At 66.9% G+C, this 19823-nt stretch carries 34 protein-coding genes; 2 read left to right on the top strand and 32 right to left on the bottom strand.

The genetic code is table 11. From position 1 onward, the window contains the following. Window positions 1-16 precede the first annotated feature (16 nt). A complete protein-coding gene (locus ACVBD7_RS02830) occupies window positions 17-901 on the top strand; it encodes an alpha/beta fold hydrolase (RefSeq protein WP_458096002.1) in 885 nt (294 codons plus the stop codon). A 1-nt stretch (window position 902) separates the two neighbouring features. On the opposite strand, the gene ACVBD7_RS02825 is transcribed toward ACVBD7_RS02830, so the two are convergent. Together ACVBD7_RS02825 and ACVBD7_RS02820 are read right to left on the bottom strand one after the other, a co-directional pair. After that, on the bottom strand, window positions 903-1730 hold the full coding sequence (locus tag ACVBD7_RS02825) for an NAD kinase (RefSeq protein ID WP_458096001.1): 828 nt from the start codon (window positions 1728-1730) through the stop codon (window positions 903-905). Further along, complete coding sequence (locus ACVBD7_RS02820; protein ID WP_458096000.1) at window positions 1727-2617, bottom strand: carbon-nitrogen hydrolase family protein; 891 nt, start codon at window positions 2615-2617, stop codon at window positions 1727-1729. Before ACVBD7_RS02820 ends, ACVBD7_RS02825 begins: the two co-directional genes overlap by 4 nt. Before the next feature lie 165 nt (window positions 2618-2782). Between ACVBD7_RS02820 and ACVBD7_RS02815 the strand changes: the two genes are divergently transcribed. Next, entirely contained in the window at window positions 2783-3763 is a 981-nt protein-coding gene (locus ACVBD7_RS02815) for a Bug family tripartite tricarboxylate transporter substrate binding protein (protein WP_458095999.1), read from the top strand. Window positions 3764-3767: 4 nt separating this feature from the next. Here ACVBD7_RS02815 and ACVBD7_RS02810 read toward each other — a convergent pair whose 3' ends face one another. The 30 genes from ACVBD7_RS02810 to tuf form a co-directional block, all read right to left on the bottom strand. Next, the gene (locus ACVBD7_RS02810; RefSeq protein WP_458095998.1) at window positions 3768-3953 is read right to left on the bottom strand and encodes a hypothetical protein; all 186 of its coding nucleotides are present in this window, start codon (window positions 3951-3953) and stop codon (window positions 3768-3770) included. Between the two features lie 62 nt (window positions 3954-4015). After that, window positions 4016-4498 carry a hypothetical protein gene (locus ACVBD7_RS02805; RefSeq protein WP_458095997.1) on the bottom strand — a complete coding sequence of 161 codons (483 nt, stop codon included), beginning with the start codon at window positions 4496-4498 and terminating at the stop codon, window positions 4016-4018. After that, window positions 4495-4920, bottom strand: coding sequence for a 50S ribosomal protein L17 (gene rplQ / locus ACVBD7_RS02800; protein ID WP_458095996.1), 426 nt, complete (start codon window positions 4918-4920; stop codon window positions 4495-4497). Before rplQ ends, ACVBD7_RS02805 begins: the two co-directional genes overlap by 4 nt. Window positions 4921-4945: 25 nt before the next feature. Further along, on the bottom strand, window positions 4946-5971 hold the full coding sequence (locus ACVBD7_RS02795) for a DNA-directed RNA polymerase subunit alpha (protein ID WP_458095995.1): 1026 nt from the start codon (window positions 5969-5971) through the stop codon (window positions 4946-4948). A gap of 15 nt (window positions 5972-5986) precedes the next feature. After that, window positions 5987-6385 (bottom strand): 30S ribosomal protein S11, encoded by a 399-nt coding sequence (rpsK, locus tag ACVBD7_RS02790; RefSeq protein ID WP_043835425.1) that lies wholly within the window; start codon window positions 6383-6385, stop codon window positions 5987-5989. 1 nt (window position 6386) lies between these two features. Further along, on the bottom strand, window positions 6387-6764 hold the full coding sequence (rpsM, locus tag ACVBD7_RS02785; protein ID WP_458095994.1) for a 30S ribosomal protein S13: 378 nt from the start codon (window positions 6762-6764) through the stop codon (window positions 6387-6389). Window positions 6765-6962: 198 nt separating this feature from the next. After that, complete coding sequence (locus ACVBD7_RS02780; protein WP_458095993.1) at window positions 6963-7613, bottom strand: adenylate kinase; 651 nt, start codon at window positions 7611-7613, stop codon at window positions 6963-6965. Further along, complete coding sequence (secY, locus tag ACVBD7_RS02775) at window positions 7610-8998, bottom strand: preprotein translocase subunit SecY (protein ID WP_458095992.1); 1389 nt, start codon at window positions 8996-8998, stop codon at window positions 7610-7612. The genes ACVBD7_RS02780 and secY overlap by 4 nt, the downstream gene beginning before the upstream one ends. 96 nt (window positions 8999-9094) lie before the next feature. Beyond that, the gene (gene rplO, locus ACVBD7_RS02770) at window positions 9095-9586 is read right to left on the bottom strand and encodes a 50S ribosomal protein L15 (protein WP_458097621.1); all 492 of its coding nucleotides are present in this window, start codon (window positions 9584-9586) and stop codon (window positions 9095-9097) included. 7 nt (window positions 9587-9593) lie between these two features. Then, on the bottom strand, window positions 9594-9782 hold the full coding sequence (gene rpmD / locus ACVBD7_RS02765; protein WP_458095991.1) for a 50S ribosomal protein L30: 189 nt from the start codon (window positions 9780-9782) through the stop codon (window positions 9594-9596). Continuing rightward, window positions 9775-10431, bottom strand: coding sequence for a 30S ribosomal protein S5 (rpsE, locus tag ACVBD7_RS02760; RefSeq protein ID WP_458095990.1), 657 nt, complete (start codon window positions 10429-10431; stop codon window positions 9775-9777). Before rpsE ends, rpmD begins: the two co-directional genes overlap by 8 nt. Before the next feature lie 12 nt (window positions 10432-10443). Next, window positions 10444-10806 (bottom strand): 50S ribosomal protein L18, encoded by a 363-nt coding sequence (gene rplR / locus ACVBD7_RS02755; RefSeq protein ID WP_458095989.1) that lies wholly within the window; start codon window positions 10804-10806, stop codon window positions 10444-10446. Then, a complete protein-coding gene (rplF, locus tag ACVBD7_RS02750) occupies window positions 10806-11339 on the bottom strand; it encodes a 50S ribosomal protein L6 (protein WP_458095988.1) in 534 nt (177 codons plus the stop codon). Before rplF ends, rplR begins: the two co-directional genes overlap by 1 nt. A 16-nt stretch (window positions 11340-11355) precedes the next feature. Next, window positions 11356-11754 carry a 30S ribosomal protein S8 gene (rpsH, locus tag ACVBD7_RS02745; RefSeq protein WP_458095987.1) on the bottom strand — a complete coding sequence of 133 codons (399 nt, stop codon included), beginning with the start codon at window positions 11752-11754 and terminating at the stop codon, window positions 11356-11358. A gap of 15 nt (window positions 11755-11769) precedes the next feature. Then, window positions 11770-12075, bottom strand: a complete 306-nt coding sequence (gene rpsN / locus ACVBD7_RS02740; protein ID WP_458095986.1) for a 30S ribosomal protein S14 — start codon at window positions 12073-12075, stop codon at window positions 11770-11772. Window positions 12076-12141: 66 nt separating this feature from the next. Continuing rightward, the gene (rplE, locus tag ACVBD7_RS02735) at window positions 12142-12738 is read right to left on the bottom strand and encodes a 50S ribosomal protein L5 (RefSeq protein ID WP_458095985.1); all 597 of its coding nucleotides are present in this window, start codon (window positions 12736-12738) and stop codon (window positions 12142-12144) included. Continuing rightward, entirely contained in the window at window positions 12735-13049 is a 315-nt protein-coding gene (gene rplX, locus ACVBD7_RS02730) for a 50S ribosomal protein L24 (RefSeq protein WP_458095984.1), read from the bottom strand. The genes rplE and rplX overlap by 4 nt, the downstream gene beginning before the upstream one ends. Then, the gene (gene rplN, locus ACVBD7_RS02725; protein WP_073130847.1) at window positions 13049-13417 is read right to left on the bottom strand and encodes a 50S ribosomal protein L14; all 369 of its coding nucleotides are present in this window, start codon (window positions 13415-13417) and stop codon (window positions 13049-13051) included. The genes rplX and rplN overlap by 1 nt, the downstream gene beginning before the upstream one ends. Continuing rightward, window positions 13414-13731, bottom strand: a complete 318-nt coding sequence (gene rpsQ / locus ACVBD7_RS02720; protein ID WP_458095983.1) for a 30S ribosomal protein S17 — start codon at window positions 13729-13731, stop codon at window positions 13414-13416. Before rpsQ ends, rplN begins: the two co-directional genes overlap by 4 nt. An 18-nt stretch (window positions 13732-13749) precedes the next feature. Continuing rightward, window positions 13750-13956, bottom strand: coding sequence for a 50S ribosomal protein L29 (gene rpmC, locus ACVBD7_RS02715; protein ID WP_263966713.1), 207 nt, complete (start codon window positions 13954-13956; stop codon window positions 13750-13752). A 5-nt stretch (window positions 13957-13961) separates the two neighbouring features. Further along, window positions 13962-14384, bottom strand: a complete 423-nt coding sequence (gene rplP, locus ACVBD7_RS02710) for a 50S ribosomal protein L16 (protein WP_458095982.1) — start codon at window positions 14382-14384, stop codon at window positions 13962-13964. Between the two features lie 23 nt (window positions 14385-14407). Beyond that, complete coding sequence (rpsC, locus tag ACVBD7_RS02705) at window positions 14408-15088, bottom strand: 30S ribosomal protein S3 (RefSeq protein ID WP_458095981.1); 681 nt, start codon at window positions 15086-15088, stop codon at window positions 14408-14410. 1 nt (window position 15089) lies between these two features. Further along, complete coding sequence (rplV, locus tag ACVBD7_RS02700; RefSeq protein WP_458095980.1) at window positions 15090-15488, bottom strand: 50S ribosomal protein L22; 399 nt, start codon at window positions 15486-15488, stop codon at window positions 15090-15092. A gap of 4 nt (window positions 15489-15492) precedes the next feature. Then, window positions 15493-15771, bottom strand: a complete 279-nt coding sequence (gene rpsS, locus ACVBD7_RS02695; RefSeq protein WP_007004406.1) for a 30S ribosomal protein S19 — start codon at window positions 15769-15771, stop codon at window positions 15493-15495. A 5-nt stretch (window positions 15772-15776) separates the two neighbouring features. Beyond that, the gene (gene rplB, locus ACVBD7_RS02690) at window positions 15777-16613 is read right to left on the bottom strand and encodes a 50S ribosomal protein L2 (protein WP_458095979.1); all 837 of its coding nucleotides are present in this window, start codon (window positions 16611-16613) and stop codon (window positions 15777-15779) included. Window positions 16614-16616: 3 nt separating this feature from the next. Next, entirely contained in the window at window positions 16617-16913 is a 297-nt protein-coding gene (locus tag ACVBD7_RS02685) for a 50S ribosomal protein L23 (protein ID WP_458097620.1), read from the bottom strand. A 26-nt stretch (window positions 16914-16939) separates the two neighbouring features. Then, complete coding sequence (gene rplD, locus ACVBD7_RS02680) at window positions 16940-17560, bottom strand: 50S ribosomal protein L4 (protein ID WP_458095978.1); 621 nt, start codon at window positions 17558-17560, stop codon at window positions 16940-16942. A gap of 10 nt (window positions 17561-17570) precedes the next feature. Next, window positions 17571-18257 (bottom strand): 50S ribosomal protein L3, encoded by a 687-nt coding sequence (gene rplC, locus ACVBD7_RS02675; RefSeq protein ID WP_458095977.1) that lies wholly within the window; start codon window positions 18255-18257, stop codon window positions 17571-17573. A gap of 20 nt (window positions 18258-18277) precedes the next feature. After that, on the bottom strand, window positions 18278-18592 hold the full coding sequence (gene rpsJ / locus ACVBD7_RS02670; protein ID WP_159347997.1) for a 30S ribosomal protein S10: 315 nt from the start codon (window positions 18590-18592) through the stop codon (window positions 18278-18280). A 1-nt stretch (window position 18593) separates the two neighbouring features. Further along, on the bottom strand, window positions 18594-19781 hold the full coding sequence (gene tuf, locus ACVBD7_RS02665) for an elongation factor Tu (protein WP_458095963.1): 1188 nt from the start codon (window positions 19779-19781) through the stop codon (window positions 18594-18596). Window positions 19782-19823 lie beyond the last annotated feature (42 nt).

The raw sequence follows: 19823 nt of genomic DNA, 5'->3' as shown, positions 1-19823 counted from the left end.
GATCCGAGGAGTCGCCATGTTGTTCGAGGGCTTCACGCTCCATACGCAGGAGGCGAATGGGGTGTCGCTGCGGTACAGGCGCGGCGGAAGCGGCCCACCGGTGCTGCTGCTGCACGGCAATCCGCAGACGCATTGCATGTGGCACAAGGTGGCGCCGGTGCTGGCGCGGCGCTTTACGGTGATCCTCCCGGACCTGCGCGGCTACGGGTACAGCAGCAAGCCGCCAGTCGCGCCCGGCAGTGCCGCCTTCGCCAAGCAGGAGATGGCGGCCGACATGGCCGCGCTCATGACCGGCCTGGGCTTCGAGCGCTTCGGCGTGGTGAGCCATGATCGCGGCGCGCGGGTGGCGCATCGGCTGGTGCTGGACCACGCCGCGCGCATCGAGCGGCTCTGCGTCATGGATATCGTGCCCACGCTCACGCACTTCGAGCGGACCGACATGGACTTCGCCATGGGCTATTATCACTGGTTCTTCCTGGCCCAGAAGCATCCCATCCCTGAGCGCATGATCCGCCGCGATGTGGAGGACTGGTTTCGCCTGCACACCTCGCGCGAGCCGAAGGATGACGGCTTCTTCCACCCGGAGGCGCAGGCCGACTACCTGGCGGCGCTGCGCCTGGACGGCACGGTGGAGTCCATCTGCGAGGATTACCGCGCCGCCACCGGCATCGACCTGGAGCATGACCGCGCCTCCCGCACCGAGGGCGTGAGGGTGCGCTGCCCGCTGCTCGTCCTTTGGGGCGCCAAGGGCAAGATCGGGCAGTGGTACGAGCCGATGAAGGTCTGGCGGGACTATGCGGATGGACCGATCATCGGCGGGCCGGTGAACAGCGGCCACTACCTGGCCGAGGAGGCGCCGGAAGAGGTGCTGGCGGCGCTGGAAGGTTTTCTCACCCCCTGACTCAGACCGTGAACTGCTCGGCCAGGATGCGCTCGGGCAGGCCCTGGTCGGGATCGAAGAGCATGGTCAGCCGCACGCGGCTGTCCTCGCAGATCTCGACGCGCCGGATGTCGCGCACCTCGGTGTAGTCGGCCACCGCGGCAACGGGGCGCTTGTCCGCCTCCAGGATCTCGAAGGCCACCGAGGCGTTGCCCGGTAGCAGCGCGCCGCGCCAGCGCCGCGGGCGGAAGGCGGAGATGGGAGTCATTGCCAGCAGGTTGGTGCCGAGCGGGATGATCGGGCCATGGGCGGAGAGGTTGTAGGCGGTGCTGCCCGCCGGAGTGGCGATGAGGATGCCGTCGCAGATCAGTTCCGCCATCCGGACCTTGCCGTCCACCAGGATGCGGATCTTGGCGGCCTGGCGCGTCTCCCGCAGCAGCGAGACCTCGTTGATGGCAAGGGCCTCCTTCACCTGCCCGGCCGCGTCGGTCGTCCGCATTCGCAGCGGCTGGAGCGAGGCGGCCTGGGCGGCTCTCAGCCGCTCGGCCAGTCCCTCCTCCCGGTAGGGATTCATCAGGAAGCCGACGCTGCCGCGGTTCATCCCGTAAATTGGAAGGTTCTGGCCGAGGAAGCGGTGCTGGGTCTCCAGCATCGCACCATCGCCACCCAGGGCCACGACCACGGCAGCCTCCTCGACCGGCGGGTCTCCGTAGCGTTTCACCAGCCCAGCCCGGGCGCTCGCCGCCTCCTCGGTCGCGGCCGCGACGAAGGCGATCCGGCCGGTCAGGTCGTCCGGCAATTCGCGGGCAGCGTCCGGGTCCGGCGCGCCGGCGAGGAGGGCCGCGGTCATTCGGCGGCCCGGTCCTGCTGTGAGGGGTTCTGCGGCAGGCTGTCGCAGGCAGCGAAGGGCAGGCGGCGATGCTCCAGCACGGGCATGTCGCGGCGGACGCGGGCAGTAACCTCATGGTCGATCCGCGCCGTGGCCCAGCCCGTGCCGTCCGAACACTTGGCGACGACATGGCCCCATGGATCGCAGATGAGAGAGTGGCCGAAGGTGTGGCGCGCTCCCTTGGGCTCCATGTGCTGGCCCCAGGTTGCGGGAGCAGCGAACCAGCACTGAGTCTCGATCGCCCGAGCCCGGATCAGCACCTCCCAGTGGTCCTTGCCGGTCTGAAGTGTGAAGGCGGCGGGCAGGAAGATCAGCTCTGCGCCGGCCTGGCGCAGGGAGAGGAACAGCTCGGGGAAGCGCACGTCGTAGCAGATGGCGAGGCCGCAGCGCGTATCGCCGGCACGTGCGGTAACCACGGCCTGGCCGCCGTCATAGGTGGAGCTCTCGCGGTAGCCGGTGCCGTCGGGTGCCGTGATGTCGAAGAGGTGGATCTTGCTGTAGCGCGCCAGTTCCCGCCCATCGGGGCCGAAGAGGAGGCTGGTGTTGCGCAGGCGGTCACCCACGCGCTCACCGATACTGCCGCCATGGACATGGATTCGGTTGGCCACCGCCATGGCGCGCAGGGCCTCATAGGCCTCGCCGCCATGGGCGTTGCTGCCGGGCTCGGGCAGCATCTCGGCGGCGGCCATCTTGGTGGCGCGGTCGCCGCCGAGGCAGGTCCAGATCTCGGGCAGGGCGATAACGTCAGGCCGGTCGGCCACGAGGGCGCCCTCGGCCAGGCGGCTGGCCTGGGCGATATTGGCGGCCTTGTCGGCGCCGGGATTCATCTGCACGACCGTGACGCGCATGGGATGCTCCGGAAGGGGCTTGGATTGGCGGCACCGAGTTGGGCCAGGCTTCGGGAACGCATGAAGCGCGCGCACCGTGTGCGCTGCAAGCGCGGGGGTTGACGCAACGCGCGGCCATGGCCTCCATCCCTGCAACGTCCCAGGCACCAAGAAGGAAGCCACCGCATGTTCCATCGCCGCATGCTCCTGGGCGCTGCAGGACTGGGCGCAACGGGGGCGCTGCCCGCCCCGGCGCTGCGGGCGCAGCCGGCTTGGCCGAGCCGGCCGATCCGGCTGGTCGTCGCCTTCGCCGCCGGTGGCGCGGCGGACAGCGTGGCGCGGGTGCTGGCGCCGAAACTGGGCGAGCGGCTCGGCGTCAGCGTGGTGGTGGAGAACCGCACCGGCGGTAGCGGATCCAACGGCGGAGCGGCGGTCGCGCAAGCAGCCCCGGACGGGCATGTGCTGCTCTGGGACGCATCTTCGCATCTGGTAAACCCCAGCCTGCTCCGTGGCCTTTCCTTCGACTACACGACCGCCTTCCTGCCGGTGACGCTGGCCGCCACCTTTCCCCAGGTGCTGGCCGTAAAGGCAGGGAACCCGGCGCGGAGCGTCGCCGACTTCGTCGCACAGGCGAAGGCGCGGCCGGGGGCGCTGAGCGTCGGCACCCAGGGCAATGCAACGGCCGGGCATCTGGCGCTGGCGCAATTCCAGCGGCTGGCCGGGATCGAGGTAACGCACGCCGCTTATCGCGGCGGGACAGACGCGGCGCGCGACCTGGCCGCGGCCGTGCTGGACGCGACATTCATCACGGCGCTTTCGGCCGGCCCCATCGCCGATTCGGGCCGGGCACGGCTGCTGGCCGTGGCAACCGAGGCACGCCTGCCTTCCCGCCCGGATCTGCCGACCTTCGCCGAAGCGGATGTTCCCGGCCTGACAATTGCCGAATGGTGCGCCCTGTTCGCGCCGGCCGGAACGCCGATGACAGTCGCCGAGCGACTCCATGCCGCGACCACCGCGGCACTGGCCGATGCAGAGGTGAAGGCACGCCTGGACCAGCTGGTCGCGGTGCCCGTCGGCTCCTCGCCGGAGGCCTTCGCGCGCTATGTCCGCGAGGCCCGCGCGACGATGGCGGCGCTGGTGAGGGATGCGAACATCCGGCTGGAATAGCGGATCAGCGCGTCGTGTCGGGCGGCCCGCTGCGGGCTGTCGCGCGCCCCATCAGCCCAGTTACGAGCGCGGCGACGAGGGCAAGACCGGCGACGACCAGCAGTGCCAGCGAGAAGCCGAATTGCAGGATGCGCGCCAGCAGAGCCAGCAGCGCGAAGACGATGGCAAGGCCGAGCGCCCAGCGAAGCATGGAGAGGTTCCTTCCCGATCCGTCCCAGGAACGGCGGCGCGACACGGGCGTTGCCCCCTGCCCTATTCGGCGCGGAAGTTCCGCAAGCCGGGCTTCACTGCCAGCACCGCCTCGGCGAGCGGGCCAGGCCAAGGGGCGCCGCGAGTCGGAACGGTAAGGCTTGCCGTGCCCTCGTCCAACAGGAGGAGGTAAAAGCGCTCCGTCCGGCTGTCATAGCCCAGGAAGAGACCCGCCTCGGAGCAGTCGGACCCGTCGCAGGTCCAGCCGAAGATGTAGCGGTTTTCGGCCACCCGCAGCGCGCCAGGATCGGCGGCCCGAAGGTGGCGCAGGACATAGGTCTGGCGCCCGCGGCTCACGGAGCGGAAGCCGATCGAAAGGTCAGGATGTGCCGCCAAATCGGCCACGGGTCGACCGGCGAGGGTGAGCGGAGACGGGTCCCGCACGGGTTGCGCGGCGACGGGCGCCGCGATCAGACCCAAGAAAAGCAGAAGGGCGAGTGGTTGCCCACCCGCCCTCTGCCAGACCTTCCGGAGAAGCGTTTTCACGCCTCCGCCGTCTCTTCCTCCGCCACCTCGGCCACCGGACCGCTGTCCAGACCCTTGGCGGCCACATCACGCTCGACCAGCTCGATCACCGCCATCTGAGCGGCATCGCCGTAGCGAATGCCGGCGCGAAGCACGCGGGTGTAGCCGCCGGTGCGCGCGGCGTAACGCGGCGCCAGCGTGTCGAACAGCTTGCGGACCACCGCCTCATCGCGAATCTGCGCGGCCGCCTGACGGCGGGCATGCAGGTCGCCACGCTTGCCGAGCGTGATGATGCGCTCGACATACGGGCGCAACTCCTTCGCCTTGGGCAGCGTGGTCGTGATCTGCTCATGCTTGAGCAGGCTGGCCGCCATGTTCCGGAACATGGAGATCCGGTGGGCGGAGGTGACGTTGAGCTTCCGCCCTGCCATTCCGTGACGCATTGTCTCTACCTTTCCCGGACGGCCGTCAGAACGGCTCGTCCACCTTCCGCGCCAGATCTTCGATGTTCTCGGGCGGCCAGCCCGCGACGTTCATGCCGAGCTGCAGACCCATGGAGGTGAGGACCTCCTTGATCTCGTTCAGAGACTTGCGCCCGAAGTTCGGCGTGCGCAGCATTTCCTGCTCGGACTTCTGAACGAGGTCGCCGATATAGACGATGTTGTCGTTCTTCAGGCAGTTCGCGGAGCGGACAGAGAGCTCGAGCTCGTCCACCTTGCGGAGCAGGTTGCGGTTGAACGGCAGGTCGTCCTCGACCTCGGCGGCACGCGCCTCGCGCGGCTCGTCGAAGTTGATGAAGAGCTGCAGCTGGTCCTGCAGGATGCGTGCGGCGAGTGCCACGGCATCATCCGGCGTGACCGTGCCGTCGGTCTCCACAGTGAGAACCAGCTTGTCGTAGTCCGTACGCTGGCCGACGCGGGTCGGCTCCACGCGATAGGCCACGCGGCGCACAGGGGAGTAGATGGCATCCACCGGGATCAGGCCGATCGGCGCGTCCTCGGGGCGGTTCTCGGAGGCCGGGACATAGCCCTTGCCCGTGGCAACGGTCAGCTCAGCGTTCAGCTTTGCACCGTCGTCCAGCGTGCAAATCACCAGTTCCGGATTGGCGATCTCGATGTCGCCGCTTACCTGGATCTGGCCGGCGGTTACCTCGCCCGGGCCGGTCGCGGTCAAGGAAAGGCGCTTGGAGCCCTCGCCCTGCATACGGATGGCCAGGCGCTTAATGTTCAGGACGATGTCCGTCACGTCCTCGCGCACGCCGGGCAGGCTGCTGAACTCGTGCAGCGCGCCCTCGATCTGCACCGCCGTCACCGCCGCACCCTGGAGGGAGGACAGCAGGATACGGCGCAAGGCGTTGCCGAGCGTCATGCCGAAGCCGCGCTCCAGCGGCTCCGCGACGATGGTCGCGTTGCGGGAGGGGTCGTTGCCCCCCTCCACGTCCAGACGCTCGGGCTTGATCAGGGAACGCCAGTTGCGATCCATCGCGCCACTCATGGTGGTATGTCCCCCTTAGACGCGGCGCCGCTTGCGGGGGCGGCAGCCATTATGCGGGATCGGCGTCACGTCCTTGATGGCGGTGACGTAGAAGCCGACGGCCTGGAGCGCACGCAGCGCGCTCTCGCGGCCCGACCCGGGACCGGAGACCATGATCTCCAGCGTCTCCATGCCGTGCTCGCGCGCCTTCTTTCCCGCATCCTCCGCGGCCACCTGGGCCGCGTAGGGGGTGGACTTGCGGCTGCCCTTGAAGCCCTGGGAGCCCGAGGACGACCAGGCGATCGCGTTGCCCTGGCTGTCCGTGATCGTCACGATCGTGTTGTTAAAGGAGGCGAGCACATGGGCCACGCCGGAAGAGATGTTCTTCCGTTCCTTCTTGCGCGGACGAGAGCCCGCGTTCGGCTGACGCGCCATCTTACTTGGTAACCTTCTTCTTGCCGGCGATCGCCACGGCCTTGCCCTTACGGGTGCGGGCGTTCGTGTGCGTGCGCTGACCGCGCACCGGCAGGCCGCGACGATGACGCAGGCCGCGGTAGCAGGCCATGTCCATCAGGCGCTTGATGTTCATCGCGACTTCACGACGGAGGTCGCCCTCGACGCGGTAGTCGTTGTCCAGCGTGGAGCGGAGGCGGAGCAGCTCATCCTCGGAGAGCTGGTTCACGCGGCGCTCCTCGGGGATGCCGAGCTTCGCGCAGATATCGGCCGCATTCTTGGGGCCAATACCGAAGATATAGCGCAGCGAGATATGCACGCGCTTGTTGTCGGGGATGTTCACGCCGGCGATGCGCGCCACGTTGCTCTCCTGGAGCCTTGAGCTCCGTTCGGGCCGGTCGGTGGTGCCGTCCGGCGAGGTGATCCTGGCCTGTCGCAAAGGCGACCTGCCAATGAGACATCTATGCAAGCGGAAACGCGGCTGGGTTGGACCCCGCCGCGAAGAGGGGCGATTTACGGTCGCACCCGTCCGGAGTCAAGGCCCAACTCGGCGCGAAGGTCATGCCCCATTGAGGATTGCCTCAATCTGGGATGATACGGTGGCCATCTCGGCCATGCCGTCGACATGGCGAAGCTTACCCTGAGCCGAGTAGTACGGGAGCAGCGGCGCCGTTTGACGGTGGTAGGCATCAAGGCGCGCGGCCACAGTCTCGGCCTTGTCGTCTGCCCTGCGCGTAAAGTCGTGGCTGCCGCACACATCGCAAATGCCGGGGGTCTGGATCGGCTTGAAGCGGTCGTGGTAGCCGGTTCCGCAGGACGAGCAGGTAAACCGCCCGGCAATGCGCTCGACCAGCGCTCCATCGTCGACCTTCAACTCGATCACATGGTGCAAGGCTAAGCCCATTTCCTCGAGCATGACGTCCAGCGCTTCGGCCTGAGGCACGGTGCGCGGGAAGCCATCGAGGATGAAGCCGCGCACGCAGTCGGGTTTCTGCACGCGCAGCGCCAGCATGGCTGTGATGATCGCGTCCGGGACAAGGTCCCCCCGCTCCATGATCGCCTTTGCCTCGTTGCCGATGTCGGAACCCGACCTCACCTCGGCGCGGAGCATGTCACCGGTCGAGATCTGGGCGATCCCGTGCCGGTCCTGCAGCATCTTCGCCTGGGTCCCCTTCCCCGCCCCCGGCGGGCCCAGAAGAATCAGGTTCATCGGCGGGGGCTCCCTCCGCGCGGGGTGACGGGCGCGGGGCCGGCACCCCGGCCACCCACGCGGGCCTTCCGAATCAGGCCCTCATACTGGTGCGCGAAGAGATGGGACTGCACCTGCGCCACCGTGTCCATGGTGACCGAGACAATGATGAGTAGGCTGGTGCCGCCGAAGTAGAAGGGCACGCCGTACTGACTGATCAGGAATTCTGGGATCAGGCAGACGATGCAAAGGTAGACAGCACCGACCAGTGTCAACCGCGTAAGCACACGATCGAAGTAGTCGGCCGTCGCCGCGCCAGGGCGGATACCCGGGACGAAGCCACCATACTTCTTCAGGTTGTCTGCGGTCTCTACCGGGTTGAACACCACGGCCGTGTAGAAGAAGGCGAAGAAGATGATCAGGGCTACATAGAGGGCCATGTAGAGCGGCTGACCGTGCGCCAGGAGCGCGGCCATGCGGGTAATCCAGGTGTCCTCGCCCTGGGTGGTGGCGAAACCGGAAAAGGTGGCAGGGAGAAGCAGCAGCGAGGAAGCGAAGATCGGCGGGATGACGCCGGCGGTGTTCAGCTTCAACGGCAGGTGGGTCGAGTCGCCGCCGAACATCCTCTGGCCGACCTGGCGCTTGGGGTACTGCACCGGGATCTTCCGCTGCGCCCGCTCGATGAACACCACGAAGGCAATCACGGCCAGGGCTAGGATCAGGAAGAAGATAATGAAGAAGGCCGACAGGGCCCCGGTGCGCCCCAGCTCGAGGGTGGAGACGAGCGCATGGGGCAGGTTCGCCACAATGCCTGCAAAGATGATGAGGGAAATGCCGTTCCCCACGCCCCGCGCAGTGATCTGCTCACCTAGCCACATCAGGAACATCGTCCCGCCGACGAGGGTGGTGACGCAGGAGACCCGGAAGAGCAGACCTGGATCCAGCACCGCTGCCCCGAAGTTCCCGCGCATCCCTTCCAGCCCCACAGCGATGCCATAGGCCTGGAAGAAAGCGATCAGGACAGTGAGGTAACGCGTGTACTGGTTCAGCCGCTTGCGGCCGGACTCGCCCTCCTTCTTGAGGGCCTCCCAGGCCGGGATCGCCGCGGACATCAGCTGCACGATGATCGACGCAGAGATGTAGGGCATAATGTTCAGGGCGAAGACGGTCATCCGCCCCAGCGCGCCGCCGGTGAACATGTCGAACATGCCCAGAATGCCGCCGCCGTGCTGGTTCAGGATCTCGGCCATGACGGCCGCATCCACACCCGGCACCGGGATGTAGGTACCCAGGCGGTACACGATCAGAGCACCTAGGGTGAACCAGAGCCGCTTCTTCAGCTCGGTCGCGCGCGAGAGCACGCCGAGGTTCAGATTGGCCGCGAGCTGCTCGGCGGCGGAAGCCATGGAAACGCCCCTCTTCTCACGACTGCGGCGCCGGGGGAGAGCCCGCGGCGCCGCAGCACACTACATCAAGTCAGGTAGAGGTCGCAGCAACGGCGATCAAGCCGCCGGCGCGTCCTCGGCGACCGCCGGCTCGCGCACGGTGACGCTGCCACCAGCGGCCTGGATCGCCGCAATGGCCGCCGCCGAAGCCCCAGCAACCGAGATGGTCACCGCACGGGTGATCGTGCCCTTGGCAAGGAGGCGAACGCCGTCCTTCTTGCCGACGCGGACCAGACCAGCCTTCACCAGCGCCGCCTCATCCACCGTCCCATCCGCGGGAAGCACACCGGCCTCGATCGCCTTGTCCAGCGAGCCGAGATTGATAACGGCGTATTCCTTGCGGAACAGGTTGTGGAAGCCGCGCTTCGGCAGACGGCGGTACAGCGGAAGCTGACCACCCTCGAAACCGTTCAGGGACACGCCGCTGCGGGCCTTCTGGCCCTTGACGCCGCGACCACCGGTCTTGCCCTTGCCGGAGCCAATACCCCGGCCGATGCGCTTGAACTTCGGGCGAGCGCCCGAGTTGTCGCGCAGTTCGTTCAGCTTCACCATCGGTTCAGCCCACCTTCACCAGATGCGCGACCTTGCGGATCATGCCCTGCACGGCAGGGGTATCCTCAAGCTCGCGCGACCGGCGCAGCTTGTTGAGGCCGAGCCCGATCAGCGTCTCGCGCTGACCCGGCTTGCGGCCAATAGGCGACCCAATCTGGGTCACCTTCACGGTCTTCTTGGTCGACTCAGACATGGGCGGCCTCCGCCGTCGTCTCCGCCGTGCCGCCGCGGGGCGGGTTGGGGAGCAGGTCGGCCACCTTCTTGCCGCGGCGAGCCGCAACCGCCCGGGGGGAGGTGCAGCGCGCCAGGCCGGCGAAGGTCGCCTTGACCATGTTGTGCGGGTTCGTGGTGCCGGTGCACTTGGCGACGACGTCGCCCATACCCAGCACCTCGAACACGGCGCGCATCGGTCCACCCGCGATGATCCCCGTACCGGCCGGAGCCGCACGAAGGAGCACACGGCCGGCGCCGAACTCGCCGATCACGTCGTGATGCAGAGTACGGCCCTCGCGCATCGGCACGCGGATCAGGCCGCGCTTGGCCCGCTCCGTCGCCTTGCGGATCGCCTCGGGAACCTCGCGCGCCTTGCCGGCGCCCCAGCCGACCCGACCCTTCTCATCGCCAACAACGACCAGCGCGGCGAAGGAAAAGCGACGGCCACCCTTCACCACCTTGGCCACGCGGTTGATGGTAACGAGCTTGTCCTTGAACTCGTCCTGCTCGCGATCGCCGCCACGGTTGTCGCGGTTGTCGTCGCGGCGGCCGCGGCCACGGCGGCGGTCGGCGTCGCCGCCGCCCTCACCACCCGGACGCGGCGCGTTGGAACGCGGTGCGTATGCCATTCTATCGGCTCCTCAGAACGACAGCCCGCCCTCACGGGCGCCGTCCGCCAGGGCCTTGACCCGGCCATGATAGAGATAGGGACCGCGGTCGAAGACCACCTCGGTCACGCCAGCGGCGAGCGCGCGCTCAGCCACCAGCTTGCCGATGGCCACCGCCGCGTCGAGATCGGCGCCAGTGCGGGCACCCTCGCGCACGGTCTTCTCCAGGGTGGACGCGGAAGCGAGCGTACGGCCCGCCTTGTCGTCGATCACCTGAGCGTAGATGTGCCGGCCCGAGCGATGGACGGAAAGGCGCACGCGCCCGCCGCCCTTCAGCTTGATCTGGTAGCGCGTGCGCGAGCGGCGCCGCTGCGTCAGTGCGAGCTTGTTCGACATTACTTCTTCTTACCCTCCTTCCGGAGGATCGTCTCGTTGTCGTACTTGATGCCCTTGCCCTTGTAGGGCTCGGGACCACGATACGCCCGGATCTCCGCCGCAACCTGGCCGACGCGCTGCTTGTCGGAACCCTCGACCTTGATGGCCGTGGGCCGCTCGGTCGTGATCTTGATGCCCTCGGGGATCGCGTAACGGATCTCGTGGCTGTAGCCGAGGTTGAGCACCAGCTCCTTCCCCTGCACCGCCGCGCGGTAACCCGTGCCGGTGATCTCCATGGACTTCGTGAAGCCGGTCGACACGCCGACCACCATCCCGTTGATGAGAGAGCGCGTCGTGCCCCACATCGTGCGGGCGGCGCGATCATCGCCACGCGGCGCCACCGCAACTTCACCATCGGAGACGGTTACGTCGACCTTGTCGGTCAGCGGCAGGCGCAGCTCGCCGAGCTTGCCCTTCGCCACGATCACGTTGTCCTGAACGGTGATGGTGACGCCGGAGGGCACCTTCACCGGATACTTGCCTACGCGAGACATGCTTCCCTGCCCTCCGTCAGAACACGCGGCAGAGAACCTCGCCGCCAACATTGGCAGCGCGGGCCTCGAGGTCGCTCATCACGCCACGGGGCGTGGAGAGGATGGAAATGCCAAGCCCGTTGTAGAACTTCGGCAGCTCCTTGATCTTGGAGTAGACCCGGCGGCCCGGCTTGGACACGCGGGTGATCTCCTTGATGGCGGGCTCACCCTCAGCGTACTTGAGCTCGATCTCCAGCACCTTGATGCCGGGACGAAGCTCTTCGCCGCGGTAGCCGCGGATGTAGCCCTCGCGCTTCAGAACGTCGAGGACGTCCGAACGCAGCCGAGAGGCGGGCGACACCACGCGCGACTGGCGCGCGCGCATGCCGTTACGGATGCGGGTGAGCATGTCACCCAGCGGATCGGAAAGCTGCATCTGTGTTCCCCTCCCTTACCAGGAGGCCTTGGTCAGGCCGGGGATCTGCCCGCTCGACGCAAGCTCCCGCAGCATGTTCCGGCTGAGCTTGAACTTGCGGTAGTTGCCGCGTGGACGGCCGGTCAGCTCGCAGCGCAGGCGGACGCGGATCTTCGCCCCATTGCGCGGCAGCTGCGCCAGCTTGATCGTCGCCTCAAAGCGATCCTCAACCGGCAGCTCGCGGTCCATCACCACCTTCTTCAGGGCCGCACGCTTCGCAGCATGGGCCTTCGAGAGATGAATGCGGTGCTTATTCTTCTCGACTGACGAAGTCTTGGCCATTCGATCAGTATCCTCCGGAACCTGTCCGGCTCCGGCGCAGGGCGCCGTGCCGGTGGTTTTCCAAGATCAGTTGACGAAGGGAAGCTGGAAGCCCTTGAGCAGGGCCTTCGCTTCCTTGTCCGTCTTCGCCGTCGTGACGAAGACGATGTCCATACCGCGGATCGCGTCCACTTTGTCGTAGGCGATCTCGGGGAAGATGATCTGCTCCTTCAGGCCCATGGCGTAGTTGCCACGTCCATCGAAGCCCTTGCCCGAAACGCCACGGAAGTCGCGCACGCGCGGCAGCGCGATAGTGACCAAGCGGTCCAGGAACTCGTACATCCGGGCGCGCCGCAGCGTCACCTTCGTGCCGATCGCCTGGCCCTCGCGGATCTTGAAGCCCGCGATCGCCTTCTTCGCCTTCGTCTTCACCGGCTTCTGGCCGGCAATGACGGTCAGCTCGGCCACGGCGGCGTCCAGCTTCTTCTGGTCCCCGGCGGCCTCGCCGACACCCATGTTGATGACGATCTTCTCCAGCTTCGGAACCTCCATCGGGTTCTTGTAGCCGAACTCGTCCATCAGGGCCTTGCGGATGGTCGCGAAGTATTCCTGCTGCAGGCGCGGCTGCTCGGCGGCGACGTTCTCGCCCTTGGCCGCGGCCCCCTGCTCCTGGGTCTCGCTCATGCGATCACCTCGCCGGAGGCCTTCGCCACCCGGACCTTCTTGTCACCCTCGATGCGGAATCCGACTCGGGTCGGCTTGTCGCTCTTCGGGTCGATGAGAGCCAGGTTCGAGAGGTTGATCGACGCCTCCTTCTCCTGGATGCCACCGGGCTGGTTCATGCCCTGCGCCTTGGTGTGGCGCTTAACGACATTTACACCCTGCACCACGGCGCGATTCTCGGTTGGAAGGACCGAGAGAACCTCGCCGCGCTTGCCCTTGTCCTTACCGGTGAGGACTTGGACGCGATCGCCCTTGCGGATCTTCGCAGCCATCACAGCACCTCCGGAGCCAGGGAGATGATCTTCATGTACTTGCGGGCGCGAAGCTCGCGCACCACCGGGCCGAAGATGCGGGTCCCAATCGGCTCGTTCTGCTTATTGATCAGAACCGCCGCGTTGTTGTCGAACCGGATCGCGGTGCCGTCCTGACGGCGCACGGCATAGGCCGTCCGCACGATCACGGCACGATGCACCTCGCCCTTCTTCACCTTGGCGCGCGGGATGGCATCCTTGACCGACACCACGATGATGTCGCCCACGGACGCGGTCTTGCGCTTGGAGCCGCCCAGCACTTTGATGCACTGGACGCGACGGGCGCCGGAGTTATCGGCGACGTCGAGATTGGACTCAACCTGGATCACGCCGTCACCTCAGCCGTCTTGTCCTCGGGCAACTCGATGTTCTCGAGCAGCTCGTAGGCGGCAGGACGCGCGACGGTCTCACCATTACGCTGGACAACCAGCCAGGACTTGCGCTTCGAAATGGGCCGGCACTCCTCGATCGACACCGTGTCGCCCTCGCGGCACAGGTTCGTCTCGTCATGCGCGGCGTACTTCTTCGAGCGCCGGATGAACTTCTTATAGAGCGGGTGCATGATGCGACGCTCGACCAAGACCGTCACGGTCTTGTCCTGCTTGTCGCTCGTCACTCGCCCGGTGAGGACTCGCTTCGGCATATGCCGCGGTCTCCTCTCTCAGGACTTCTGGGAAGCGCGGGCCTGCTGGCCCAGCACCGTCTTAACACGAGCAATATCGCGCCGAACAGCACGAATACGACCCACGGCCTCCAACTGACCGGTCGCCCGCTGGAAGCGCAGGTTGAACTGCTCCTTCCGGAGGTCGAGCAGCATGGTCTTCAGCTCATCCGCGGTCTTGCCGCGGACATCCGCGATCTTCGTCATCGCCTTCAGGCCTCCGCCGCGCCCAGGCGGGCCACGACCTTCGTCTTGATCGGCAGCTTGGCCGCACCGAGAGCCAGCGCCTCGCGGGCCGTCTCCTGGCTCACGCCGTCGATCTCGAACATAATGCGGCCCGGCTTGATCCGGACCACCCAGTACTCAGGGGCACCCTTGCCGGAGCCCATACGGACCTCGGCAGGCTTTGTCGAGACGGGTACATCCGGGAAGATCCGGATCCACACGCGCCCCTGGCGCTTCATGGCGCGGGTGATCGCGCGGCGGGCCGCCTCGATCTGCCGGGCGGTCACCCGCTCCGGCTCCAGCGCCTTCAGGCCAAAGCCGCCGAAGGAGAGAGTGAACCCACCCTTGGCCAGGCCCTTGATGCGGCCCTTATGGGCCTTACGATACGTCGTGCGCTTCGGCGACAACATGTTGCGTGTTCCTCAACCGTCGCTTAGCGCTGCGGGGCCTGCTCGGCGGCGCGCTTGTCCTGCGCCATCGGGTCATGCGCCATCACTTCGCCCTTGAAGATCCAAACCTTCACACCGCAGGTGCCGTAGGTGGTCTTCGCGGTCGCCACGCCGAAGTCGATATCGGCGCGAAGCGTGTGCAGGGGCACCCGGCCCTCGCGATACCACTCCATGCGCGCGATCTCGGCCCCGCCGAGACGGCCACCGCAGTTGATGCGGATGCCGCCCGCGCCAAGGCGCATGGCGGACTGCACGGCGCGCTTCATGGCGCGGCGGAAGGCCACCCGGCGCTCCAGCTGCTGCGCGATGCTCTCTGCCACCAGGGTGGCGTCCAGCTCGGGCTTGCGGATCTCGACGATGTTCAGCGAGACCTCGGCCCCGGCCATCTTCGCCAGGTCCTTGCGCAGCACCTCGATGTCCGCGCCCTTCTTGCCGATCACGACACCCGGGCGGGCGGCGTGGATTGTCACGCGAGGCTTCTTGGCCGGGCGCTCGATCACGACCTTGGCCACGCCGGCGCCCTTCAGCCGCTCACGCAGCTTGGTGCGCAGCTTCAGGTCGTCATGGAGCAGGCCGGCATAGTCGGCGTCGCCGGCGTACCAGCGGCTGTCCCAGGTGCGGTTGATGCCGAGCCGAAGCCCGATCGGATTGACTTTATGACCCATCTTACGCGGCCTCCTCGGCCACCGGCGCCAGCTGCTGCTCGGCGACGACGATCTTCAGGTGGCTGAACCACTTCTCGACGCGGGCGGCCTTGCCGCGGCCACGCGCCTGGAAGCGCTTCATGACGATCGAACGACCCACCTCAACGCGCGCCACCACCAGCTTGTCGACATCGAGGCTGTGGTTGTTCTCGGCGTTGGCGATGGCGCTCTCGAGCGTCTTCTTCACCGTGTCGGAAATACGACGCTTGCTGAAGGTCAGCACGGCGACCGCGTCGGACGCAGCGCGCCCGCGGATCAGGCCGGCGGCCAGGTTCAGCTTGCGCGGCGAAACCCGGATGTTCCGGGTGACGGCCTGGGCCTCGCTCTCGGCGAGGCTGCGCTCATGCTTCGGCTTGCTCATCGGATCAGCCCCGCTTGGCCTTCTTGTCCGAGGAGTGGCCGGTGAAGGTCCGCGTCGGCGAGAACTCGCCGAACTTGTGGCCCACCATGTTCTCGGACACCTGGACGGGAATGAACTTCTTGCCGTTATAGACGCCGAAGGTCAGGCCCACGAACTGCGGAAGGATCGTGCTGCGGCGCGACCAGATCTTGATGATCTCGTTGCGCGTGGAGGCACGGGCGGCTTCCGCCTTGTTGAGCAGGTAGCCGTCGACGAACGGCCCCTTCCATACGCTGCGCGACATGGCGATCAGCCCTTCTTCGCGGTGCGGCGACGGACGATGAGACGATCCGTGCGCTTGTTGGTGCGGGTCTTGTAACCCTTGGTCGGCTTGCCCCAGGGCGTGACCGGGTGACGGCCGCCCGAGGTCCGGCCCTCGCCACCACCATGCGGGTGATCGACCGGGTTCATGACGACGCCGCGGTTATGCGGACGGAAGCCCATCCAGCGACGGCGCCCGGCCTTGCCGAGCTGCTGGTTGGAGTTGTCCGGGTTGGACACCGCACCGATCGAGGCCAGGCACTCGGCGCGGAGCAGCCGCACTTCGCCGGACATCAGCTTCACCTGGGCGTAGCCAGCGTCCTTGCCGACCAGCTGGCAATAGGTGCCAGCAGACCGAGCGATCTTCGCGCCGGCTCCGGGCTTCATCTCCAGCGCGTGCACGATCGTGCCCACGGGAATGGAGGCCAGCGGCATAGCATTGCCGGGCTTGATGTCCACGCGGTCGCCCGCGATCACCGTGTCGCCGGCTTTCAGGCGCTGCGGCGCGATGATGTAGGACAGCTCGCCGTCCTGGTACTTCAGCAGCGCAATCCAGGCCGTGCGGTTCGGGTCGTACTCGAGCCGCTCAACCGTCGCCGGCATGTTGAACTTCGTACGCCGCTTGAAATCCACATAGCGGTAGGACTGCTTGTGTCCACCGCCCCGGAAGCGAACCGTGGTGCGGCCGTGGTTGTTACGGCCACCCGAGTGGCTCTTGCCCTCGGTCAGCCCCTTGACCGGCTTGCCCTTCCACAGCTCGGACTTGTCGACGAGGACAGTCCCGCGGAGGCTGGGGGTAACCGGGTTAAATTGCTTCAGCGCCATGACTTACGCGAGCCCCGTCGTCAGATCGATGCTCTGGCCCTCGGCCAGGCTGACGATCGCCTTCTTCCAGTCGGAGCGCTGGCCGGGACGGCCGCGGAACCGCTTGGACTTGCCCTTCACCACGATCGTGTTCACGGCCGTGACGTTCACCCCGAACAGACCCTCGACCGCCGCCTTGATCTCGGGCTTCGTCGCGTCCGAAGTCACCTTGAAGGTCACCTGGCCGGTCTCGTTCAGCAGCGTCGCCTTCTCCGTGATCACCGGGGCGACCACGATCTGATACATCCGCTCCTGCGAGATGATCGGCTTCTTGCTCTGCGCCTCGCTCACGACAGACGCTCCTTCAGGGCCTCGACGCCCGCCCGGGTCACGACGAGGACGTCGTGGCGGACGATGTCGTACACATTGGCGCCAACGGTCGGCATCACCTGCACGCGCGGCAGGTTGCGGGCGGCGCGAAGCAGCCCTTCATCCGGCGTCGCGTCGAACAGCAGCGCGCTCGTCCAGCCGAACGCCTTCACCTGCACGGCGAGGGTCTTCGTCTTGGCATCCTGGCCCGGAGCGGCGGCATCAAGCACCACCAGCTTGCCGGACGCGGCCTTCTCGCTCAGCGCGCTGATCAGGCCCAGGCGACGGACCTTCTTCGGCAGGCTGTACTCGTAGCTGCGAACCACCGGGCCATGGACAGCACCACCGCCGCGGAACTGCGGCGCACGGAGAGAGCCCTGACGGGCGTTGCCCGTGCCCTTCTGGCGATAGGGCTTCTTCGTGGTGCCGGAGACCTCACCGAGGCCCTTGACCTTGTGCGTGCCGGCGCGGCGCTTGGCCAACTGCCAGTGCACCACCCTCGCCATGATGTCGGCGCGCGGCTCGGCGCCGAAAACCTCGGCAGGAAGCTCGATCTCGCCGGCCTCGGCGTTGTCGAGCGTGATGACCTTGACTTGCATCACCCGATCCTCAAGCCGTCGCCGTCGGATACGGCGCATCGGCATGGCGCTTCCGCTTCACGGCGTCGCGCACCATCACCCATCCGTTCGCGGCACCGGGAACGGCACCCTTCACGAACAGAAGGCCCTTTTCCACGTCCACAGCGGCCACTTCCAGGTTCTGGGTGGTGACGCGCTCAACACCAAGATGGCCGGCCATCTTCTTATTCTTGAAGACCTTGCCCGGGTCCTGGCGGTTACCCGTCGAACCGTGCGAACGGTGGCTGATCGACACGCCGTGCGAGGCTTCAAGGCCCGAGAAGTTCCAGCGCTTCATCGCGCCGGCAAACCCCTTACCCTTGGTCACGCCGGTGACGTCGATCTTCTGGCCCTTCACGAAGTGGGCCGGAGAGAGCTTGGCGCCCGCCTCCAGCACCGCGCCGTCGGCCGTGCGGAACTCCATCACCTTCGCCGGCGCTTCGACGCCAGACTTGGCGAAATGCGCGCGATTAGGCTTGGAAACGTTTTTCGCCTTGGCGTGCCCAACGCCCAGCTGCACCGCAGTGTAGCCGTCCTTTTCGACGGAGCGCACTGCCACGACGCGAACGTCATCCACGTGCAGCAGCGTCACCGGCACGGTGGAGCCGTCCTCGTTGAAGAGCCGGGACATGCCCAGCTTCCGGGCGATCAGGCCAGTGCGGCCATCTTTCGCGGACATGGTGTGTGCGCCCCTCGAACTCAGATCTTGATCTCGACGTCCACACCGGAGGCCAGGTCGAGCTTCATCAGCGCGTCCACGGTCTGCGGGGTGGGGTCGACGATGTCCAGAAGGCGGCGATGAGTCCGGATCTCGAACTGCTCGCGCGACTTCTTATCGACATGCGGCGAACGGTTCACAGTGAACCGCTCGATGTGGGTCGGAAGCGGGATAGGACCCCGCACCCGAGCACCGGTCCGCTTCGCGGTGTTTACGATCTCCCGCGTGCTGCCATCCAGCACGCGGTGATCGAACGCCTTGAGGCGGATCCGGATATTCTGCGCGTCGCCGGCCATCTTACTTCTCGATGCTCGCGACGACGCCGGCGCCGACGGTGCGACCACCCTCGCGGATGGCGAAGCGCAGGCCCTGGTCCATGGCGATTGGCGCGATCAGCTCGACCGTCATCGCCACGTTGTCGCCCGGCATCACCATCTCCACGCCCTCGGGCAGCTGCACCACGCCCGTCACGTCGGTCGTGCGGAAGTAGAACTGCGGGCGGTAGTTGGTGAAGAACGGCGTGTGGCGACCGCCCTCCTCCTTCGTCAGGATGTAGGCCTCGGCCTTGAACTGCGTGTGCGGCGTGATCGCGCCCGGCTTGCACAGCACCTGGCCGCGCTCGACGTCCTCGCGCTTCGTGCCGCGCAGCAGCGCGCCGATGTTGTCGCCGGCCATCCCGCTGTCCAGGAGCTTCCTGAACATCTCGACGCCGGTCACCGTCGTCTTCACGGTGTCCTTCAGGCCGACGATCTCGACCTCCTCGCCCACCTTGACGATGCCGCGCTCGACGCGACCGGTCACCACCGTGCCGCGGCCCGAGATCGAGAACACGTCCTCGACCGGCATCAGGAACGGCAGGTCAACCGCGCGCTCCGGCTGCGGGATGTAGGCGTCGACCGCCTCCATCAGCTTCAGGATCGCCTGCTCGCCGATCTCGGGGGACTTGTCCTCCAGCGCCATCAGCGCCGAGCCCTGGATGATCGGGATGTCGTCGCCCGGGAACTGGTAGGAGGAGAGCAGCTCGCGCACCTCCATCTCGACCAGCTCCAGCAGGTCGGGGTCGGCCATGTCCACCTTGTTCAGGAACACGACCAGCGCCGGCACGCCGACCTGGCGGGCGAGCAGGATGTGCTCGCGCGTCTGCGGCATCGGGCCGTCGGCCGCCGACACCACGAGGATCGCGCCGTCCATCTGCGCCGCACCCGTGATCATGTTCTTCACGTAGTCGGCGTGGCCGGGGCAGTCCACATGCGCGTAGTGGCGGTTGGCCGTCTCGTACTCGACATGCGCGGTCGAGATCGTGATGCCGCGCGCCCGCTCCTCGGGGGCCTTGTCGATCTGGTCATACGCCGTGAAGGACGCACCACCCGACTTCGCCAGGATCTTCGTGATCGCAGCCGTCAGCGACGTCTTGCCATGATCCACATGGCCGATCGTGCCAATGTTGCAGTGCGGCTTCGTCCGCTCGAACTTCGCCTTCGCCATTGTCGTGCCTCTGCCCGGACGGGTCTTCTATGGGTTTGTCAG

The organism is Roseomonas sp. WA12, from assembly GCF_054165765.1.
The sequence above is the reverse complement of the archived record's forward strand: the minus strand, read 5'-3'. Positions and strand labels throughout refer to the sequence as shown.

Coding starts and splice junctions, on each gene's coding strand:
- ACVBD7_RS02830 (WP_458096002.1), top strand. CDS start 17: ATGTTGTTCGAGGGCTTCACGCTCCATACGCAGGAGGCGAATGGGGTG.
- ACVBD7_RS02825 (WP_458096001.1), bottom strand. CDS start 1,730: ATGACCGCGGCCCTCCTCGCCGGCGCGCCGGACCCGGACGCTGCCCGC.
- ACVBD7_RS02820 (WP_458096000.1), bottom strand. CDS start 2,617: ATGCGCGTCACGGTCGTGCAGATGAATCCCGGCGCCGACAAGGCCGCC.
- ACVBD7_RS02815 (WP_458095999.1), top strand. CDS start 2,783: ATGTTCCATCGCCGCATGCTCCTGGGCGCTGCAGGACTGGGCGCAACG.
- ACVBD7_RS02810 (WP_458095998.1), bottom strand. CDS start 3,953: ATGCTTCGCTGGGCGCTCGGCCTTGCCATCGTCTTCGCGCTGCTGGCT.
- rplQ (WP_458095996.1), bottom strand. CDS start 4,920: ATGCGTCACGGAATGGCAGGGCGGAAGCTCAACGTCACCTCCGCCCAC.
- ACVBD7_RS02795 (WP_458095995.1), bottom strand. CDS start 5,971: ATGAGTGGCGCGATGGATCGCAACTGGCGTTCCCTGATCAAGCCCGAG.
- rpsK (WP_043835425.1), bottom strand. CDS start 6,385: ATGGCGCGTCAGCCGAACGCGGGCTCTCGTCCGCGCAAGAAGGAACGG.
- ACVBD7_RS02780 (WP_458095993.1), bottom strand. CDS start 7,613: ATGAACCTGATTCTTCTGGGCCCGCCGGGGGCGGGGAAGGGGACCCAG.
- secY (WP_458095992.1), bottom strand. CDS start 8,998: ATGGCTTCCGCCGCCGAGCAGCTCGCGGCCAATCTGAACCTCGGCGTG.
- rpmD (WP_458095991.1), bottom strand. CDS start 9,782: ATGTCTGAGTCGACCAAGAAGACCGTGAAGGTGACCCAGATTGGGTCG.
- rpsE (WP_458095990.1), bottom strand. CDS start 10,431: ATGGCATACGCACCGCGTTCCAACGCGCCGCGTCCGGGTGGTGAGGGC.
- rplR (WP_458095989.1), bottom strand. CDS start 10,806: ATGTCGAACAAGCTCGCACTGACGCAGCGGCGCCGCTCGCGCACGCGC.
- rplF (WP_458095988.1), bottom strand. CDS start 11,339: ATGTCTCGCGTAGGCAAGTATCCGGTGAAGGTGCCCTCCGGCGTCACC.
- rpsH (WP_458095987.1), bottom strand. CDS start 11,754: ATGCAGCTTTCCGATCCGCTGGGTGACATGCTCACCCGCATCCGTAAC.
- rpsN (WP_458095986.1), bottom strand. CDS start 12,075: ATGGCCAAGACTTCGTCAGTCGAGAAGAATAAGCACCGCATTCATCTC.
- rplE (WP_458095985.1), bottom strand. CDS start 12,738: ATGAGCGAGACCCAGGAGCAGGGGGCCGCGGCCAAGGGCGAGAACGTC.
- rplX (WP_458095984.1), bottom strand. CDS start 13,049: ATGGCTGCGAAGATCCGCAAGGGCGATCGCGTCCAAGTCCTCACCGGT.
- rpsQ (WP_458095983.1), bottom strand. CDS start 13,731: ATGCCGAAGCGAGTCCTCACCGGGCGAGTGACGAGCGACAAGCAGGAC.
- rpmC (WP_263966713.1), bottom strand. CDS start 13,956: ATGACGAAGATCGCGGATGTCCGCGGCAAGACCGCGGATGAGCTGAAG.
- rplP (WP_458095982.1), bottom strand. CDS start 14,384: ATGTTGTCGCCGAAGCGCACGACGTATCGTAAGGCCCATAAGGGCCGC.
- rpsC (WP_458095981.1), bottom strand. CDS start 15,088: ATGGGTCATAAAGTCAATCCGATCGGGCTTCGGCTCGGCATCAACCGC.
- rplV (WP_458095980.1), bottom strand. CDS start 15,488: ATGAGCAAGCCGAAGCATGAGCGCAGCCTCGCCGAGAGCGAGGCCCAG.
- rpsS (WP_007004406.1), bottom strand. CDS start 15,771: ATGTCGCGCAGCGTATGGAAGGGGCCGTTCGTCGACGGCTACCTGCTC.
- rplB (WP_458095979.1), bottom strand. CDS start 16,613: ATGGCGCTGAAGCAATTTAACCCGGTTACCCCCAGCCTCCGCGGGACT.
- rplD (WP_458095978.1), bottom strand. CDS start 17,560: ATGCAAGTCAAGGTCATCACGCTCGACAACGCCGAGGCCGGCGAGATC.
- rplC (WP_458095977.1), bottom strand. CDS start 18,257: ATGTCCGCGAAAGATGGCCGCACTGGCCTGATCGCCCGGAAGCTGGGC.
- rpsJ (WP_159347997.1), bottom strand. CDS start 18,592: ATGGCCGGCGACGCGCAGAATATCCGGATCCGCCTCAAGGCGTTCGAT.
- tuf (WP_458095963.1), bottom strand. CDS start 19,781: ATGGCGAAGGCGAAGTTCGAGCGGACGAAGCCGCACTGCAACATTGGC.